The following is a 16937-nucleotide window of genomic DNA, read 5'->3' on the forward strand; positions in this document are numbered from 1 at the left end:
TTATGCCGCGCTACCTCTGCTGGCCCATGCACCGGGAGCGCCTTGGCAAAGGACTGGAGGGCTGGCTCCATCCGGTTTCCCGAGCTGCGCTGCCACTGGCGATGCAGGTCTCCGGGGTGCCTTGCCTGCTGCGCGAGCTGCATGGGGTGGCGCCTGCCCGCATGCTGGCCGCCTATGATGCGCTCAGTGAAGAGAGCATCTATCTGCGCTTTATGCGCCCGAAACGGACACCGCCACCGGAACAGGTGGCCCAATTTCTCAATTACCATCCCGAACAACAGATCTCGCTGTTGCTGACCGATCTGGCTGGTGAGCCGCTGGCTCAGGCGCAATCAATCCGTCGCCGCCTTCATCCCGATCGGGCGGAGTTCTCCTGCATCGTAGCGGACCACTTTCAGCACAAGGGGGCGGGGCGGCGCATTCTGCTGGCGCTGGCACTGCTGGCCAGGGCGGACGGGATCCGGGAGTGGACGGCGGAAGTGTTGGCCCAGAACCGGCCCATGCTGACACTGCTCAAGCGCCTTGGCTTGCCGCTGACCCTGGTGACCGGGCGGGAGATGGTCTTTGTCAGGCTGGATCTGTCGGTACTGGATGCCTGGTTAACCGCACCGCCAGCGGCGCCGCTTAAGACCAAGGGCGAATAGTGACACTTTTTTCCCTGTGCTAAGGTCACATTTATTGTGCGGGGATAGACGGAGCAGCTTATGGCGCAGTCATATAAACATATCGTGATCCTGACCGGCGCGGGGATCTCTGCCGAATCCGGCATCAAGACTTTTCGTGCCTGCGATGGTTTGTGGGAAGAGCACAAGGTCGAGGATGTGGCGACCCCCGAGGGGTATGCCCGGGATCCCGAACTGGTGCTGCGCTTTTACAACTCCCGCCGCAAACAGCTGCAACAGCCCCAGGTCCATCCTAATCCGGCCCACTATGCGTTGGCCCGCCTCGAGCGACTGCTGCCCGGCACGGTCACCTTGGTCACCCAGAACATCGACAATCTGCACGAGAGCGCTGGCAGCAAGAACCTTATCCATATGCACGGCGAGCTGCTCAAGGCCCGCTGTCCCGAATCCGGTCAGGTGATCGAGTGGCGCGGTGATCTCCATCAGGACGAGCTCTGCTCCTGTTGCCAGTTCCCCCAGCCGATGCGTCCTCATGTGGTCTGGTTTGGCGAAATGCCGCTCGGGCTGGATCGCATCTACAGCGCGCTGGCCCAGTGCGATCTCTTTATCTCCATCGGCACCTCTGGCGCCGTCTATCCGGCCGCCGGTTTTGTCCATGAAGCGGGATTGAACGGGGCACACACCATCGAGCTCAATCTCGAACCGAGCGAGGTAGGTAGCCAGTTTGACGAAAAACGCTATGGCCCAGCCTCCCTGCTGGTGCCAGCCTATGTCGATGAGTTGCTGGAGGCGTGCGGCATTCATCAACCGAGGCAAGTCGAGGGGCACAACTGGATGGAGATGCGCGGTCCCTGAGCTACTGTGCGACGGGACAGTTGCAATGGTTCGGTGAAATCGCCACACTGGCAACCATTTAAAAAATGGGACGCAGTTGGCGCAAATTACCATGATCGCAGTCAAGCAATGGATCGCTTTTTTTCTCCTGGTGCTGGCCAGTGCCAGTGCATCGGCCTCCATCCCCCTGATGACCCTGATACTGCCAGATGGCCAGCAGGTGACCCTCGATGAGGCGGCCCTCTCCGCCTTGCCACAGACCGAATTCACTACCACTACTCCCTGGACTCAGGGCGCCCAGCACTATCGCGGGCCGACCCTGTCAGCCGTGCTGGCGGCGCAAGGGATCCAGGATGCTCGCAAGATCGCCGTTTCGGCCCTCAACGGCTATCAGCAGGTGGTGGATCTGGCCCTGTTCGACGGCGTGCCGCTGACCCTGGTGCGTCAGGAGGACGGCAAACCGCTGACCCGGCGCAACAAGGGGCCGCTTTGGCTGCTCATCCCGTTCACCACCTATCCCAAGCTGGACGTGCCCGCCATCCATAACTGCATGGTGTGGCAGGTGACCCGCATCGAGATCGTCGATTGATGGGGCTATCCCGCCAAATATGCTGTTGGTTGCGGTGTCGCTGCTGTTTCTGCTCTCGTCGGGCAGCAGCCTCTATCTGCAGTATCGGCAGGAGCAGCTGGTCGATACCTTCTACCGCAATGTCCACTGGAACATCAGCCAGGTGATGCTCGAATCCCAGCGTTTCCTCTACGATCTGCAGCTCTACCGGGCTGGCAGACAGTCGATGGAGACCCTGAGCCTCGATTACGATCTGCTGTGGAACCGGCTCGATATCTTCCTCATCAGCAGTGAAACCGCCGAGATGCGCCAGCGGCACGGGCTCGGCAAAGTGCTGGCCACCCTGTTCGAGCAGATCAAGCAGCTCGAACCCCAGATGGAGGCTGGTGCGCTGCGCGAGGGGGCTGAGCTTGCCCGTTTGCAGGAAGCGATCGCCAGCCAGACCCGTCTCATCGAACAGATAGGGGATCAGATCCTCTCCGGCCAGGAGCGGGAGCATTCGGTCAGCCAGATCCGCAACAGCCTGTTCTGGCTGCAGATCTGGCAACTGATCCTGCTACTGACCGGTGGCGCTCTGGTCGCAGCCCTCATTCGCGCCAATCTGGCGAACCGCCGGCTTGCCCTGCTCGATCCCCTGACCCAGCTTGGCAACCGCCGTGCCCTGCAGGAGCAGCTCTCTCGCGCTCTGCATGCCGATGATGTGAGCGCTTTGGTGGTGCTCGATCTCAAGCGCTTCAAGCAGGTCAATGATCTGCTGGGTTATCAGGTCGGTGATCGGCTGTTGCAGATGGTGGCCAACAAGCTGCAGCAGGCCCATGGCAGCCACGCTTACCGGCTCGGCGGAGATGAATTTGCCGTGGTGCTGACCAAGGCGAATGATGCGCTGGAAACCGCTATTCATGAGCTGGTGGATCTGCTCCATTTCGAGTTCGTGACCCGGGAGTGCAGCTTCGATCTGGCCTGTCGGCTCGGGGTTGCCAAGGCGCAGCAACAGGATGCCGCCCGGCTGCTGGATCAGGCCATCCTGGCCCTTAACCAGGCCAAGCGTAGCCAGGAGGGGGCGATCAGCTGGTTTGAGCCTGCCATGCTGCAGCAGTTGCAGTTGAGTCAGCAGCAGCTTCATCAGCTGCGAGAGTGGTTGGCGGAGCGCGAGCCAGCACCGCTGCGAGTGGCATTGCAGGCGCTGACGGACGGGCAGGGCAACGAGATGTGGCAATTGGCGCTTGAGTGGCGTGAGCAGGGAGTGCCCTGTCAGATGCGCTGGCTGCAGGAGTGCGGTGTGCTGGGGCCCGTGTTGGCCCGTGTGCTGCAAACGCACGAGGCGCAGTATGCCGATGGTCGGGCACTGCTGGTCCCGCTCGACAACCAGGCCCAGCTGACCCATCTACTGGCCTATTTGCCGGAGGCTTCCCGTACGCCGCTAGTGTTGCTGGTACCGACGCTACAGCCAGATGGTGCCTTGCTGGCGGGATTGCGGCAGCAGGGTTGCACTCTGGCGCTCAGAGAGATTGGCAGTGCCACCTCGGCGCAGCTGGCAGCCGGCTGGCCTGTCCGCTACTGGCTGCCACAGGGTGATGAAGATGGCGAGTTGCTGCAACCGCTGGCCAGACGATTGGGGTTGGTACCACTGCAAGTGCTGGCGGCCAGGGAGACCAGGTCGCTGGCCTGAGGGCAAAAAGCGGTATTGCACCGGCAAGAGATAAAACGAAACAAGGCGACCTCGGGGTCGCCTTGTTCGTTTATTGCCCCTGAACGTCAGGGGCAGGGCGCGCAAGATTGTCTGATCACCAGGTCGGGGTCGACAGTGATCAGGTGATTCTCCACTGCCTCGCCGTTGATACGCGCCAACAGGCGGGTGACGGCGAGGCGCCCCAGCTCCTCTTTGGGCTGGTTGACGGTGGTGAGCGGCGGCGACAAAAATTCGGCCAGCGCCACATTGTCATAGCCAACGATGGAGATATCCCGCGGGATCACCAGCCCGGCCTGATGGGCGGCACTGATGGCCCCCATCGCCATCATGTCGTTGCAGACAAAGAGGGCGGTGGGACGCTCGGGCAATGCCAGCAGACGAGTCATCGCCTGATGGCCGCTGGCGCAATCAAAGTCCCCCTCCTGGATCCAGTCAGGATTGAGCGTGAGACCTGCCTCCTGCAACGCCTGCTCAAAGCCAGCTTGGCGCTGGTTGGCGGGGGCGCGGCTGTGGGGGCCTGTGATACAACCGATGGCGGTGTGGCCCAGCTCAATCAGATGGCGGGTCGCGAGATAACCACCGTGGAAGGAGTTGTCGGCGATAAGATCCACATCCTCGCTAACCAGCCCCCAATCCATCACCACCACCGGCAGGCTCTTGAGCCAGTCGAGCTGGTTGAACACCTCCTGTTGGCCCTCGCTGCACATGATCAGCAGGCCATCGACCCGCTTGCGCAGCATCATCTTGAGGTAGGAGAGGGCGGTTTCTGCCTGCCCTTCGGTGTTGCCCAGCATCAGGTTGTAGCCCTGCTCGAAGCAGTAGCGTTCCACCCCGCGTACCACCTCGGCAAAGAAGGGGTTGCTGGAGGTGGTGACCAGCATGCCGATACTGTTGGTCTCCTTCACCTTGAGGCTGCGGGCCACCAGACTCGGGGCATAGTTGAGATCACGCATGGCGGTGAAGACCCGCTCGCGGGTCTCCTCGGCCACAAAACGGGTCTCGTTGATGACGTGGGATACGGTGGTGGTAGAGACCTGGGCCCTCGCCGCCACCTCCTTGATATTGGCCATCAGTGCCCCTTCGCAGTCTGCTCAAGCAGGAAGGCGTCGACCTCCTGTTTGCTCGGGATGGAGCTCTGGGCACCGAACCGAGTGACGGAGAGTGCCGCCGCCCCGTGGGCAAAGCGCACCGCGCTGTGGAAATCGGCACCGGCCAGTTCCGCCGCCAGCAGAGCGCCGTTGAAGGTATCGCCCGCGGCAGTGGTATCCACCGCCTTGACCCGAAAGCCCGGGATCAGCTGTTGCTGCTGGGCGTTGCTGCAATAGACCCCCTGCGACCCCAAGGTGATCATCACGTCCGCAATCCCCATCTGGTGGAAACGGGCAGCCGCCTCTCGGGCGCTCGATTCATCGGTGACTTTGACGCCGGTCAGCAGCTCGGTCTCGGTCTGATTGGGGGTGACAAGGTCGACCAGCGCCAGCAATTCGCTCGAGAGCGGACGGGCAGGGGCGGGGTTGAGCACCACCCGGGTGCTGTGGGCGCGAGCCAGCCGTGCAGCTTCATGGACGCTCTCCAGCGGCACTTCCAGCTGCAACAGCAGGGTGTGGGCGTCGGCGATCATCGCTTCGTGGTTTTTCACCACGGCAGGGGTGATGGCCCCGTTGGCTTCGGCGGAGATGCCGATGCTGTTCTCCCCCTCATCGCTGACATAAATGATGGCGATGCCTGTCGGGAGCTTGGGATCGAGCTCGACGGCGCTGACGTCGATGCCATCTTTGGCAAAGCCGGCTTTCATCTGGTGGCCGATGGCGTCATCACCGATGCGGGCGATAAAGGAGACGGGGGCGCCAAGGCGGGCGGCAGCGACTGCCTGATTAGCCCCCTTGCCACCGGGCACCACCTGATAGCTGTGGCCGGTCAGGGTTTCACCCGGGCGAGGAAAGTGGGGAACGCGCAGCACGTGGTCTGCATTGACACTGCCCAGAACGACGAGACGATTCATGTTGACTACTCCTGATGCATCTTGGCTTGAACACTGTGATTGAGTGAGCTCAAGCCGGGAGGCACCTGAACGAGAGGAAAAAGGGGAGGCGAGCCTCCCCCTTCAGATTTATTTGCTGACCACTTGCAGCGGTACCGGAATGGATTTCTCGACCGGCTGACCTTTCAGCACCTTGTCGGCAGTCTCGACGCCGATGGCACCAATCAGGGCAGGTTGCTGGGCCACGGTGGCGGCCAGTTTACCCTTGGCAACGGCGGCTTTGCCATCGTCAGTACCGTCGAAACCGACGATCATTACCTCTTTCCCGGCAGCCTGCACCGCGCGGATGGCACCCAGCGCCATCTCGTCGTTCTGGGCAAAGACTGCTTGAACGGTCGGGTGGGCTGCCAGCAGGTTTTCCATGACGTTCAGGCCCTTGGTGCGGTCAAAGTCGGCCGGCTGGGAAGCCAGCACCTGCAGCTTGTTGGCCGCCACGGCCAGGGCAAAACCTTCGCCACGGTCGCGGGCGGCGGAGGTACCGGCAATCCCTTCCAGCTGGATCACCTTGGCACCGGTACCCAGTTTCTCGGTGATGAAGTCACCGGCCAGCTTGCCGCCTGCCACGTTGTCGGAGGCGATGTGGGCCTTGACCTCACCCTGCGCGGCGCCGCGGTCCAGGGTCAGCACCGGAATGCTGGCACGGTTGGCCAGACGAATGGCGTTGCCGACCGCTTCGGAGTCGGTGGGGTTGATCAGGATGGCGCCGACCTTGCGCACGGTGAGATCTTCCATGTTGGAGAGCTCTTTGGCCGGGTCATTCTGGGAGTCCAGTACCACCAGCTCGTAGCCAAGCTCCTTCGCTTTGGCTTCGGCACCCTCTTTCATGGTGACGAAGAAGGGGTTATTGAGGGTGGAGACCACCATTGCCAGGGTTTGATCGGCGGCCTGGGCGGTGCCCAGCACGGACATGATGGCGGCAGCGAGCAGGGTATTGAGCTTTTTCATCATTTCATTCCTTGTGTGTGGCTTGTCTTATCAACGATTGCTTTTGTTATCGATCATCACGGCAAGCAAGATCACGCTGGCCTTGGCGATCATCTGGTAATAGGAGGATACGTCGAGCAGGTTGAGGGCGTTGTTGAGGAAGCCGATGATCAGCGCCCCTATCAGGGTACCCATGATGCGGCCCTTGCCGCCCATCAGGCTGGTACCACCCAGCACCACCGCAGCGATGGCATCCAGCTCGTAACCCATGCCCGCCGTCGGCTGGGCAGAGGAGAGGCGAGAGGTAACGATAAGCCCTGCCAGCGCCGAGAGCGCGCCGCACAGACCATACACCGCCAGTTTCACCCGATCCACATTGATACCGGAGAGGCGGGTAGCCGATTCGTTGCCACCCAGCGCGTAGATATAGCGACCGAGGCGGGTATGGTTGAGCATGAACCATGCGAGCAGGAAGACGATAGCCATCAGCCAGATGGGCACCGGCAGACCGAACAGGTAACCGGTACCGAGCCAGGCGAAATGATCGGCGCCGTCACTAAAACCGGTGGAGATGGGGCGACCCTCGGTATAGACCATGGTGATGCCGCGCAGGGCGGTCATGGTGACCAGAGTGGCGATAAATGCCTGCACCTTGCCCTTGGCAATGATGAGACCGCTGACGCCACCCAGCAGGGCACCGACACCCAGAGTGAGGGGCACCACCAGCCAGATGGGCAACTCCATGGCGACCATGGTGGCGGCCAGCGCGCCGCACAGGGCCAGTACCGAGCCGACCGACAGATCGATACCGGCGGTAAGGATAACCAGCGTCATGCCGACCGCCATGATGGCGTTGACCGAGGTCTGGCGCAGGATATTGAGGAGGTTGTCGGCGGTGAAGAAGTTGGGGCTCAGAAAGGAGACCACACCAATCAGGACCAGCAGCGCGACCAGGGATTTATTCTCGATCCACCACGCCTTGCTCATAACGCCACGGCGGGAAAGGGTTTGGGTTGTCATTGGGATGCCTCTTGCTCTGCTTGCCACTGTTTACCGACTGCCGCCGCCATCAGCTTCTCCTGATTGGCATCGCGGGTGTTGAACTCTGCGCTGATGCGCCCTTCGTGCATCACCATGATGCGATCACTCATGCCGAGCACTTCCGGCATCTCGGAAGAGACCAGAATGATGCTCATCCCCTCCTTCTTGAACTGGTTGATGAGCTGATAAATTTCCTTCTTCGCCCCCACGTCGACGCCGCGGGTCGGCTCGTCGAGGATCAGCACCTTGGGCCGGGTCAGCAGCCCTTTGGCGATGGCCACCTTCTGCTGGTTGCCGCCGGAAAGCAGCTTTATCAGCTGATCCTGACTCGGGGTCTTGATGTTGAAGAGGCGCACATAGTCGCTCACCGCCTGCCGTTCGGCCTTGCCGTCGATCTTGCCGTTGCTGATGAACTCGTCGAGGGCGCAGAGACTCATGTTTTCGCGCACCGACAGCTCCAGCACCAGCCCATCCCCCTTGCGATCTTCGGAGATATAGGCGATGCCTGCGGCCAGACCATCCGCCGGACTGGTTGGCACCAGCGCGTGGCCATCTACCGTGATTTCACCGCTGCTGATAGGGCTGGCACCGTAGATAAGCTTCATCAGTTCGGTACGGCCGGAGCCCATCAGGCCGCTAAAGCCCAGAATTTCCCCCTGACGCAGGGAGAAACTCACACCGCGCACGCCGGGACCGGCCAGATCTTTCACCTGCAGGCTGACGGGGCCGAGCTCGCGCTCAAGACGCGGGTACTGCTCTTCCAGCCGGCGGCCCACCATCATCTCGATGATCTTGTCTTCATCCAGATCGCTCACCGCCTTCTCGCCGATCCACTTGCCATCGCGCAGCACAGTGACCCGATCGCAGATCTCGAAGATCTCTTTGAGGCGGTGGGAGATATAGACGATGCCGCAACCTTGCTCACGCAGCTCGCGGATCACCTTGAACAGCTGTTCGGTCTCGGTATCGGTCAACGCATCGGTCGGCTCGTCCATGATGATGACGCTGGCATCGAACGACAGCGCCTTGGCGATCTCCACCATCTGCTGTTCGCCGATGGAGAGATCCCCGAGTCGGGTATCCGGCCCGTGTTTGACGCCAAGTCGCGCCAACAGGCCACTTGCCCGCTCGCGCAGCTGTTTGTGGTCGATGCTGCCAAAACGGGTACGCGGCTCGCGCCCGAGGAAGATGTTGGCGGCAATCGACAACTCCGGCAGCAGGTTCAGCTCCTGATGGATGATGCTGATCCCCTGATCCTGAGAGTCGCGGGGGCCCTTGAAGTGGACCGGCTGGCCGCGGTAGCTGACGCTGCCCGCATCGGCCTGATAGATACCGGTCAGCACCTTCATCAGGGTGGATTTACCGGCGCCATTTTCACCGAGCAGGGCCATCACCTGGCCCGGATAGACCCGCAGACCCGCTTCGTCGAGGGCGCGCACACCGGGGAAGGTCTTGACGATCCCGGTCAGCTCCAGAATGGGTGAGAGGGGGGAGGTTGTGCTCATTTGCAGCTTCCTTGAAGAGGCCTTCTTTGAAGAATGTCAGAACGCCACACCGGCGCAGAGGATCAGGTTGGCGTAGGGAGTCACCTCGCCGCTGCGCACGATCGCCTTGCTCTGGCGGGAGCGGGTTTTGAACTCTTCGTGCAGGTAGTATTCGATGGCGATGGGCTTGCCCTGGGCGGCTGCGTGCGCCTCAAGCTGATCGACCAGTGCCTGATGGGCGGCGGGGCTGATCTGCTTGATCTCGCTTGCCATGATCGCTTTCTCCACCACCAGATCGGTGAGCAGGGCGGTCAGCACGGTTTCGAGGCTGGGGGTGCCCGCCATCAACGCCAGATCAATCCGCTCCGGCCCTGCCGGAATGGGCAGCCCCGCATCGCAGACGGTGATCTCGTCGGTGTGGCCCATCTGTGCCACCAGAGCACTCAGGGGAGCATTGAGCAGTACGCCTCGTTTCATACAGCACCTCATCAGGCTTTCGCCATCGCAGTTTCTTATCAGGCAACCGGTTACGCAACCGGTTGCGTTATGACGCAAAGATAGGCTTTTTAGGATGGAAGGGCCACGGCAAAACCACGGAAATGTGAAAACGATCTCAAAGGCGGGGGAGGAAAGAGATAGAAGGGTGCCAGCAGAGCCTCGGCACCCTTTCTATTGATTTTTTACTTAGTTGGAGAGGACTTTGTTGACCGCCGGACGGGTCAGCATTCGGCGATAATGATCGGCCACTTTGGGGAATTCACTGATCTCGACCCCATCGCTTTTCAGCCAGCCCGCGACCACGAACAGATAGATGTCCGCCACGCTGAACTGCTCGCCCAGTACCCAGGGGCCAGCCAGATAGTGCTGCTCAATCTGGGCAAAGCCATCGCGCATATTGCTGGCGACTTTCTGCTGCATGGCGGCAATGGCCTGCTCGTCATCAGCCCAGCGGCTGCCACGGCGGCCGTGGGCGTGGGAGACATGCACAGTGGAGGCGAGGAAGCTGTTGACCTCCTGCATGCGGGCCAGCAGGAACGGGTTGTCCAGCGGCGCCAGTTTGGCATCGGGGAAGCGCTGCGCCACATAGAGCAGCAGGGCCGGGGTCTCGGTCAGGGTGCCCTGATCGGTGACAAGGGCAGGCACCCGTCCTTTGGGGTTGATGGCAAGATACGCAGGATCACGCTGCTCACCGGCGGCGAGGTTGACGAGACGGGGTTGGAACGGGGCATTCGCTTCCAGCAGGGCAATCTGCACGGCCATGGCACAAGTGCCGGGAGCGAAATAGAGGGTCAGATCGGACATGAATACTCCTGATTGGCTCAGGCCACCCGCGATATCGGCGAAAGATTACTTCGCGTAGCACCACGGGCAGTCATGAAAAAAGAGAGGGGGCAACGTTTGCCCCCCAACCAATCTACACCCCTAAGGGGTAATGAAAAAGCGCAGAATTAATCGGCTTTGGCCACCTCGGCTATCCATATGTAATATTTTTAGTGGCAACCACAATAATGATAGGGGACACCACTCCGACAGAAACACTTTCTTAAGGCTTTACCTGTAACCAAGCATTTTAAACTTAATATTGCCCCATTTTTGTCCACTGGGCCTAATGGGTTGTCCCAGATGATATATGGTCTTTCACGGATTTTTTCTAGAAACGCTTTAGGCGGATATGGATTGGCCACAACAATAACACAGCCTTGTGGAAGAGAGTCTATTATTTTATCGATTTCTGGTCTATCACATTCGAAGTAAGATATTCCAATAAATAAACAGTAGTCACTGGTTTTTAGCTTATTTTCAAACCATTGATTAGCAGGATCGACCCATTGATATGAAGCGTATTTGTTAGCTTCATTTGGAATTATGCATAGAGCTTGTCTCCTCGGAGACATAAGTTCATGTTGCTCAAGCCTGATAATTCCAGTGTTGTTTAGATCAATAAAATTATTTAATGGATATTGAGGTGTATAAAAAATACTATTTGGTGTGATTTCAAAGTCCACAGAACCATGTGGTTTAACTAATGGAATCCCGTAACCATGGTGATTTACTTGAAGAGAATAGTATTCACGTTTTAGTCTATCTAAAGAAGTTTCAAGCAGTAGATCATAGTTCAACGAAAATGCAGCTGTAATTTCGGATTTATGTAATTTCAACCATCGAAACCAAGCCCAATCGGTAGAAAATAGATCACGTTGTTGCTGGCTATACATTGAAAATGCAAGCGTTAAGAAATGTCTCGACTCTAGTGTCGTTTTGAAGCTGTCTAAACCAATGCTTTGGCAATAGCCCTCGTCCAAGGCCAATTTAAATACGTCAAAGTGAGGTTTATCTGAGTTCAATTTATACAAAGTGTCTAATCTATACAGGCTAGTTAAGAGGTTTTTTCCCGTTGAAGGGCAAGTAACATCCCAAGTGATAGGCTCCTGTGAGTTAAATTTATGCGCTAACCCTGAAAATTTTCCAAAGCTAATCGAAAAACCATTACCTACGACTAAGGAAATTTTTGGCATTCTAACCTCAAAAAAATCTAATACACGCTTAAGGGGCTGACAACGCTACCGTCAATTTTTCATATAATTCCGTAACCACAAAACCTACGCATAGTAGAACTACTAGGTGTTATCGGTTTCGATAATACAGTACTGTCATTGCTGATAAATGCATCTATTGTGCCTATATCTGCACAATGGGGCAACTCTGAATCTGAATGGAATGACCCACATTCACTGCTCGCCCCCTAAAAATTTTTATGCAGCTGGCTGCTTGGGGGGACTTACAAGGATTGTTGCGTTGAGAAAAGGGGCTGGTGGTGAAAATGAGAAGGGGGCGATTGCCCCCTTTATCCATTAACCCCGTCAGGGGGAATTAACCGCCGATTTAACCCGCTTTGGCCACCATGGCTTTCAGCTGCAGGAAGTACTGCTCGTAGAGGCGGGAGGCATCACCCACATCGGACTGGAACTCGCCCTTACGTTTGATCTCGTCGCTCGGGAAGACCATGGGGTTATTGCGAAACGCCGGGGTGAGCAGGGGAATAGCATCCTTGACCGGGGTGGGGTAGCCAATTGCCTCGGCCACCTTGGCGGCCACATCGGGGCGCATCAGGAAGTTGATCAGGGCGTGGGCCTCTTTCACATGCTTGGCCTTGGCCGGGATGGCGAGGTTGTCCATCCAGAGCACGGCGCCTTCTTCGGGGTAGGTCATCTGGATGGAGGGGTATTCGCGCTGGGCGCCGTAGGCCGAGCCGTTCCACAGCATACCGATATTGACCTCACCGGCGATAAAGGGGTCGGCCGGGTTGTCGGAGTTGAATGCCTTGACGTTGGGCATCAGCTTTTTCAGGTATTCGAACGCTTCGGCAATTTGCGCCTTGTCTTGAGTGTTGGGGCTGTAACCCAGCTGCACCAGCGCGATATGGAACACCTCGCGGGCATCGTCCATCAGCAGCAGGCTCTCTTTCCACTCCGGTGCCCAGAGCTGCTTCCAGCTGGTGACCGGCTGCTCGATGATGTCGGTGTTGGTGCCGATCCCGGTTGCGCCCCAGATATAGGGGATGGAGTAGCGGTTGTCCGGGTCGTACTCGTGGTTGAGCAGGGTAGGGTCGAGGTGCTTGAAGTTGGGCAGCTGGGCGCGATCCAGCGGCTGCAGCATCCCCTCTTTGGCCATTTTCGAGATGAAATAGGTGCTGGGCACCACCACGTCATAGCCGTCGCCATGGGTTTTCAGCTTGGCGTAGAGGGTCTCGTTGGCTTCGTAGGTGGAGTAGATCACCTTGATGCCGGTCTCTTGCTGGAACTGCTCCAGTAGGCCGTCCGGCACATATTCCGACCAGTTGTAGAAGTAGACCACCTTGTCATCGGCCGCGTGAGCGCTCTGGCTCAGCAGCGGGGTGGTGAGGGTGAGGGCGGCTGCCAGCAGGGCGCCGGCCTTGTGTTGGATTGTCATCAACAACTCCTTGGGGTTATGGGGCCTTGCGGCCCACCGTGACAGAGTTCGCCAAAGATGGCGGGGACGAAACGGGCAGGGTCAACCCTGCCGTTTACGCAGTAACAGTTGCGCCAGCAGCACCATCCCGAGGGAGGCGACCAGCATCAGGGTGGCCAGGGCGTTGACCTCGGGGGAGACCCCCACCTTGACCATGGAGTAGATCTTGAGCGGCAGGATCTCGTAGGCCGGGCCGGTAACAAAGGAGCTCACCACCACGTCGTCCAGCGACAGGGTAAAGGAGAGCAGCCAGCCCGCCATCACCGCCGGCAGGGCCAGCGGCAGTATGATGCGGCGCAGGATGGTCCACTCGCCAGCCCCCAGATCCCGGGCGGCTTCCAGCATCCGCACATCAAAACCGCACAGCCGCGAGTAGACGGTGATCACCACGAACGGCAGGCAGAAGGTGATGTGGGCGATCAGCAGCGACCAGAAGCCCAGCGCAATGCCGGTCACCACAAACAGGGTCAGCAGCGAAATGGCCATCACGATATCGGGGGACATCATCACCACGAACAGCATGCCGCTCACGTACTGTTTGCCGCGAAAGCGGTAGCGAAACAGCGCCACGGCGGTGAGAGTGCCGATCAGGGTCGCTGCGGTGGCGGTGAGGGCGGCGATAGTCAGTGAGTGCTGGGCCGCCTGCATCAGGCTGGCGCTGGCAAACAGCTTCTCATACCAGCCCAGGGTAAAGCCGCGCCAGTCGATGCCATATTTCGACAGGTTGAAGGAGTTGGCGATCAGCACCCCGATGGGCACATAGAGATAGCCAAACACCAGCAGCAGGAACAGAGCTTTCAGTGAGCGCATCATGCCAGCTCCCCCTTCTTGCTCAATAGCTTGCCCGCCCGCCAGTAGCAGTAGACCAAGAGCGCCATCAGCACCGTCAGCATCACGCTGATGGCCGCACCAAAGGGCCAGTCACGGCTGTTGAGGAACTGGGTCTTGATCAGGTTGCCGATCAGCAGGTGCTTGGCGCCCCCCAGCAAGTCGGAGACGTAGAACATCCCCATGGCGGGCAGGAACACCAGTAGACAACCGGCGATGATGCCGGGCAGGGTGAGGGGCAAGATGATCCGCACCAGCCGCTGCCAGCCGTTGGCGCCAAGATCACGCGCCGCCTCCAGTAAACGGCCATCCAGCTTCTCGATGCTGGAGTAGAGCGGCAGCACCATAAAGGGGAGCAGCACATAGACCAGCCCGATGATGACGGCCACCTCGGTATACATCATCTGCAGCGGCCGCTCGATAAGCCCCAGATCCAGCAGCCAGCCATTGATCAGCCCCCGGGTGCCGAGCAGCACTTTCAGCGCATAGGTGCGGATCAGGGAGTTGGTCCAGAACGGCACCACCACCAGAAACAGCAGCAGCGGGCGGATACGCGCTGGCAGATGGGCCAGCAGCCAGGCAAAGGGGTAACCCACCAGCAAGCAGATGGCTGTGGCGAGCAGCGCCAGCCAGAGGGAGTGGAGCAGCACTTCGAAATAGAGCGGGTCCAGCAGGCGGCCATAGTTGCTCAGGGTAAAGAGCGGCGCGATAAGCTCGGACTCGTCACGGGTGAGGAAGCTGACGCCGATGATCATCAGGTTGGGCAGGAAGACAAACAGCGTCAGCCAGCCCAGGATCAGCGCGATGGCCCCGTTGCGAAAGCCGTTGTGGGCAAAGCTGTGTGGTACCCGCAGATTAGTGAGGCTCATAGGGCAACACCACCTCCCAGCTGTCAACCCAGTGGATCGCCACCTCCTGACCGAGACGGTAGTCAAAATCGGGGTCATCTTCGTCGAAGAACTCGGAGATAAGCAGCTGTTTTCCGCTCTCTAACGCGATCACCGAATCCAGCGTCGCCCCCTTATAGTTGCGCTCGCGGATGTTGCCCCGCAGCGCGCCACTTTGATCGTCATCCTGATCGAGAATGCGCAGATCTTCCGGGCGCAGCAACACCAGCACCTTGTCGTCTGGCTGGAACGGCAAGGTGGTATGAAGCAGGCACTCGCGCCCCTCTACCTCGGCCTGCCAGATGCCGGGCTCGCGCTGGCTGATCAGCTTGCCATCCATCACGTTGATCTCGCCGATAAAGCGGGCCACGAACAGGTTGGCTGGCGATTCGTAGATATCGCGCGGGGTGCCGCGCTGGATTATCTTGCCGCCTTCCATCACCAGGATGCGATCAGACATGGTGAGCGCCTCTTCCTGATCATGGGTAACGAAGACAAAGGTGATGCCAAGGCGACGTTGCAGCGCCTTGAGCTCGCTCTGCATCTGTTTGCGCAGCTTGTAGTCGAGCGCCGAGAGGGATTCGTCGAGCAGCAGCAGGCGGGGCTTGTTGACCACGGCGCGGGCGATGGCGACCCGTTGCTGCTGGCCGCCGGAGAGCTGATCCGGGCGGCGATTGGCCAGCTCGGTGAGTTGCACCATGGCGAGAGTCTCCTCGACCCGCTGGCGGATCTCGCTGGCCGGTACTTTCTGCATCTCGAGGCCAAAGGCGACGTTTTCAAACACCGTCATATGAGGGAAGAGCGCATAGCTCTGGAACACGGTGTTGATGTGCCTGTGTTCGGCGGGGATACGGGTGATCTCGTCACCGGCCAGATGGATGGTGCCACCGTCTACCGATTCTAGCCCGGCCAGCAGGCGCAGCAGGGTGGTCTTGCCACAGCCGGAGGGGCCTAGCAGGGTAAGAAATTCACCATCGTAGATTTCAAGGTCAAGGTCACTCAGGATCACCTTGCCATCGTATTTTTTGCTGATCTTGTTCAGCGCGACAATTACCTGTGGATTGTTCATCATCCGCCAGTCTCACCCCAGCCAGTGGCCATCGTGTTGAAAGAGGGCCGCATTCTATGCAGCCGACACATGAAATTAAAGGCTTTTTGGCCCGAAGTAGCCGCAACTGCGCAGGAAAAACGGCTACGAATAGCAGACCAAATCGCTATAATGTGCCACCTGATTTGGTCGTTTTCGATATTGGATAGTCAATTGAGTAATAAAATGCGTATTGGCGGCTCCCTTGAGCAGTCTCTGAACCAGGGCTACCGCCTTGACCTGAAAGGGGTCATCCAGGAGGGATGGCAACAGACCCGCCGTACCGGATTTGGCCTGCTGCTGGCGATTGTCGGGGTGACGGCGATCTGGATCCTGCTAAGCAATGTGCTGCTGTTGCCCTATCTGGGGGATGACAGCCAGATGAATGTGGCCATGGTGCTGAGCCTGCTGATGACGGTGGTGATGGCCCCCATGACCAGCTCCCTCGATATGCTGGGGTTGCAGCAGTCGGTCGGGGTGCGCGCCCGTGCCAACCAGGTGTTCGACTTCTTCCGCCACTTTGTACGCCTCGGCATGTTGAGCCTGCTTGGCAGTCTGCTCACCAGCCTGTTTGGCCCGCTATTCGATCTGCTGGGATTGCCTGCCGTACTCTCATTCATTCCCTCGGCCCTGATCGGCATGGGGCTGCTCTTTACTGTCCCGCTGGTGCTGGAGCGCGGTCTGACGCCGCCCCAGGCCATTCTGGTCTCTCTCAAGCTCTTTGCGCGCGGCTGGCCCAGCATTGTGCTGTTCCACGGCGTGATGACCGCGCTCTTCTTCCTGGCTCTGATCCCCATGGGGTTGGGGCTTATCTGGGTGGCACCGCTCTATTTCAACTGCAAGGGGATCCTCTATCGGGATCTCTGCGGGGTGGGGGTAGAGGTTAACGAGGTGACAGAAGGCCCCAACCATTTCAATGCATGATGCAAAAGGATGTTGA

The 16937-nt window shown here is 59.1% G+C and carries 16 protein-coding genes and 1 pseudogene; 5 read left to right on the plus strand and 12 right to left on the minus strand.

Going from position 1 to position 16937, the window contains the following annotated elements; all coding sequences use genetic code 11:
* Positions 1-2: 2 nt before the first annotated feature.
* The 4 genes and pseudogenes from ACTG19_RS01645 (at position 3) to ACTG19_RS01660 (ending at position 3694) form a co-directional block, all read left to right on the plus strand.
* On the plus strand, positions 3-644 hold the full coding sequence (locus ACTG19_RS01645; protein WP_113739514.1) for a GNAT family N-acetyltransferase: 642 nt from the start codon (positions 3-5) through the stop codon (positions 642-644).
* Between the two features lie 60 nt (positions 645-704).
* Positions 705-1478: a Sir2 family NAD+-dependent deacetylase gene (gene cobB, locus ACTG19_RS01650; protein WP_005351956.1), complete on the plus strand. Its 774-nt coding sequence runs from the start codon at positions 705-707 to the stop codon at positions 1476-1478.
* A gap of 91 nt (positions 1479-1569) precedes the next feature.
* Positions 1570-2046 (plus strand): hypothetical protein, encoded by a 477-nt coding sequence (locus tag ACTG19_RS01655; RefSeq protein WP_113739595.1) that lies wholly within the window; start codon positions 1570-1572, stop codon positions 2044-2046.
* Positions 2046-3694: pseudogene (locus tag ACTG19_RS01660) on the plus strand (diguanylate cyclase domain-containing protein). Before ACTG19_RS01655 ends, ACTG19_RS01660 begins: the two are co-directional and overlap by 1 nt.
* An 86-nt stretch (positions 3695-3780) precedes the next feature.
* Here ACTG19_RS01660 and ACTG19_RS01665 read toward each other — a convergent pair.
* The 12 genes from ACTG19_RS01665 to potA all read right to left on the minus strand — a co-directional run bounded on the left by ACTG19_RS01665 (position 3781) and on the right by potA (position 15982).
* The gene (locus ACTG19_RS01665) at positions 3781-4785 is read right to left on the minus strand and encodes a substrate-binding domain-containing protein (RefSeq protein ID WP_439988637.1); all 1005 of its coding nucleotides are present in this window, start codon (positions 4783-4785) and stop codon (positions 3781-3783) included.
* Positions 4785-5717, minus strand: a complete 933-nt coding sequence (gene rbsK / locus ACTG19_RS01670) for a ribokinase (protein WP_439988638.1) — start codon at positions 5715-5717, stop codon at positions 4785-4787. Before rbsK ends, ACTG19_RS01665 begins: the two co-directional genes overlap by 1 nt.
* Before the next feature lie 108 nt (positions 5718-5825).
* A complete protein-coding gene (gene rbsB, locus ACTG19_RS01675; protein WP_005360585.1) occupies positions 5826-6701 on the minus strand; it encodes a ribose ABC transporter substrate-binding protein RbsB in 876 nt (291 codons plus the stop codon).
* A gap of 30 nt (positions 6702-6731) precedes the next feature.
* Complete coding sequence (gene rbsC / locus ACTG19_RS01680; protein ID WP_151286004.1) at positions 6732-7700, minus strand: ribose ABC transporter permease; 969 nt, start codon at positions 7698-7700, stop codon at positions 6732-6734.
* A complete protein-coding gene (gene rbsA, locus ACTG19_RS01685) occupies positions 7697-9226 on the minus strand; it encodes a ribose ABC transporter ATP-binding protein RbsA (RefSeq protein ID WP_201979177.1) in 1530 nt (509 codons plus the stop codon). The genes rbsC and rbsA overlap by 4 nt, the downstream gene beginning before the upstream one ends.
* A gap of 36 nt (positions 9227-9262) precedes the next feature.
* Positions 9263-9682: a D-ribose pyranase gene (gene rbsD, locus ACTG19_RS01690; RefSeq protein ID WP_439988639.1), complete on the minus strand. Its 420-nt coding sequence runs from the start codon at positions 9680-9682 to the stop codon at positions 9263-9265.
* A gap of 207 nt (positions 9683-9889) precedes the next feature.
* Positions 9890-10507, minus strand: coding sequence for a glutathione S-transferase family protein (locus ACTG19_RS01695; protein ID WP_439988640.1), 618 nt, complete (start codon positions 10505-10507; stop codon positions 9890-9892).
* A 188-nt stretch (positions 10508-10695) separates the two neighbouring features.
* The gene (locus ACTG19_RS01700; protein WP_439988641.1) at positions 10696-11721 is read right to left on the minus strand and encodes a hypothetical protein; all 1026 of its coding nucleotides are present in this window, start codon (positions 11719-11721) and stop codon (positions 10696-10698) included.
* A 367-nt stretch (positions 11722-12088) separates the two neighbouring features.
* Positions 12089-13156, minus strand: a complete 1068-nt coding sequence (locus ACTG19_RS01705) for an extracellular solute-binding protein (protein WP_335863084.1) — start codon at positions 13154-13156, stop codon at positions 12089-12091.
* 81 nt (positions 13157-13237) lie between these two features.
* On the minus strand, positions 13238-14008 hold the full coding sequence (potC, locus tag ACTG19_RS01710; RefSeq protein ID WP_439988642.1) for a spermidine/putrescine ABC transporter permease PotC: 771 nt from the start codon (positions 14006-14008) through the stop codon (positions 13238-13240).
* Entirely contained in the window at positions 14005-14892 is an 888-nt protein-coding gene (gene potB, locus ACTG19_RS01715) for a spermidine/putrescine ABC transporter permease PotB (RefSeq protein WP_042083135.1), read from the minus strand. The genes potC and potB overlap by 4 nt, the downstream gene beginning before the upstream one ends.
* The gene (potA, locus tag ACTG19_RS01720) at positions 14879-15982 is read right to left on the minus strand and encodes a spermidine/putrescine ABC transporter ATP-binding protein PotA (RefSeq protein WP_439988643.1); all 1104 of its coding nucleotides are present in this window, start codon (positions 15980-15982) and stop codon (positions 14879-14881) included. The genes potB and potA overlap by 14 nt, the downstream gene beginning before the upstream one ends.
* A 201-nt stretch (positions 15983-16183) precedes the next feature.
* Between potA and ACTG19_RS01725 the strand changes: the two genes are divergently transcribed.
* Complete coding sequence (locus ACTG19_RS01725) at positions 16184-16921, plus strand: hypothetical protein (protein ID WP_005351939.1); 738 nt, start codon at positions 16184-16186, stop codon at positions 16919-16921.
* The last annotated feature ends 16 nt before the right edge of the window (positions 16922-16937 follow it).

The organism is Aeromonas sp. 3P, assembly GCF_051919745.1.
Taxonomy (GTDB): domain Bacteria; phylum Pseudomonadota; class Gammaproteobacteria; order Enterobacterales; family Aeromonadaceae; genus Aeromonas; species Aeromonas veronii.